The organism is Holospora curviuscula, from assembly GCF_002930195.1.
GTDB lineage: Bacteria > Pseudomonadota > Alphaproteobacteria > Holosporales > Holosporaceae > Holospora > Holospora curviuscula.
Map to the genome: position 1 here is coordinate 1 of NZ_PHHC01000029.1, position 1,681 is coordinate 1,681.

Annotated in this window: 2 protein-coding genes; both read left to right on the top strand. The window is 35.6% G+C overall.

What is annotated here, in order from left to right:
* Positions 1-200 precede the first annotated feature (200 nt).
* Positions 201-536 (top strand): hypothetical protein, encoded by a 336-nt coding sequence (locus HCUR_RS00625; protein WP_104206306.1) that lies wholly within the window; start codon positions 201-203, stop codon positions 534-536.
* Between the two features lie 10 nt (positions 537-546).
* Positions 547-1,290 (top strand): hypothetical protein, encoded by a 744-nt coding sequence (locus tag HCUR_RS00630; protein ID WP_104206305.1) that lies wholly within the window; start codon positions 547-549, stop codon positions 1,288-1,290.
* The last annotated feature ends 391 nt before the right edge of the window (positions 1,291-1,681 follow it).

Genomic DNA, 1,681 nt, shown 5'->3' on the forward strand with positions numbered 1-1,681 from the left:
TATCCTGATATTCAAACTTATTTTTTGATTGCGTATAGACACTATATTAGATTCGCTTATTGGCAAAAAAATTGCTGGTGGGTTAATAGAACACGCTCTAATGTAAGGTACATAAGTATATGTAGGAAATATCATGCATAAGAATCCAGACAATAAGTAATAAAATAACGGATTCGAATTCGTCTAAAGTATATCATGTGATGAAAAAACGTACCGCCCGTCACCATGTGGGGACTCATGCCAATAACGAAAACTTTATTGCTTTCAATATTCACAGAGATGCCGGTGTTAGTGTCATTATTCCTCAAGAATGGCACAAATACTTTGTCCATACTGCCAACGCCTTTGAGTTTGATAACCTCCGTCAGTCTTTATTTTGGAGTATTCGAGATTTACGAAATTGTACCAACCGTATTGCGGACCCCGTGCTACGTAAAGAAGTGCATCAGGATTTGAACGCCGCATTGATTCAAGCGGTGCGGTTAAATGAGCAGTATTTTGCAGAACAAATGCACCAGCGCATTTTAAAACCTTAGGGAGGAAAACGTGAAAAATTATACCTGTTTGCAAGACGTTCTAGATGATTTGTATGAAACTCAGGAGATTGATGCGGGAGAAAAGTACTGGAAAGAAGCCATTAAAAAATTTGCCACAAAAGAAGGGCTGTTGAAAGCCCTATCCCATTATTTTGAATTGTGGGACAGAGAAGAGCGGGATCGGGATTATTTGCGAGAACTCCTTAGCCTTGAGGGACAAAAAGCGTCCTGGTGCTTTTATTATCTTTTCGAAGCGTTGAGTTCTTTGAAAGATCCTTCTTTTATTCCCCAAGTGATGCGGTATTTTCTTCCTTCTGGTAAAGAAGTAGATCATTGGGGAATGGAAGATATATGGACGGAAATGATGTTACAAACTGTTGCAGATTCTGATCTTGGCCCAACTTATATGCATTGGATTATGCGCTCTTTGCATCTTCTGCATCCTGGGGCTCGCTGGGCTGCTAGTTATTTCATTTTTAATATGATTTACCATACCTTCGACGATATGACCTCGGGCCAATTTCCTGATCTTCCCGTAGTGGATGCTTTGCCCTTGGGGAAGCGGGATTTGGTGTTGAGTTTGTTGGATGAAAAAATTGAGAGGTATAAGCAATCCCTTGAAGAAAAAAAGAAGAAAATTCTTAATAATGTTTTAATCTGTATCACACTTTTTACCTACATGCTTTTCGCTTTTTTTACTTCATCCTTTGTTTTTTCAAGTCGTCATATCAACACTACTCTCGTTAATATATAGAAGACTTTACTTGGGTATATTTTTTATGACTTCTAGAGACATATCTTTCTTTTCTTGCTCTATTTACCCAAATGTAAAGCCACTAAACACCTAGTTTCTTGAATACTACTGCTTCATATTCTTTGCTTATCGCAAACTCAGCTCTAATATACCTTTAATCTAGTCTTCTAATTATAGTTCATAGTCTATTCTATGGTTACATTAGCCCTTACAATAGAGTTGATCCATCTAGCGATTCTTCAAGTTTGGATGAACAAACGTAAATTTTTTTTAATATATATTATTTTTTTTAAAAAAAGCTTGAAAAAGAATATTTTTTTTTTATAATAAAGAAGTAAACTTTTTATTAATTTTTTACTATGAAAAAAATAAACTATATAACTATGTTGGT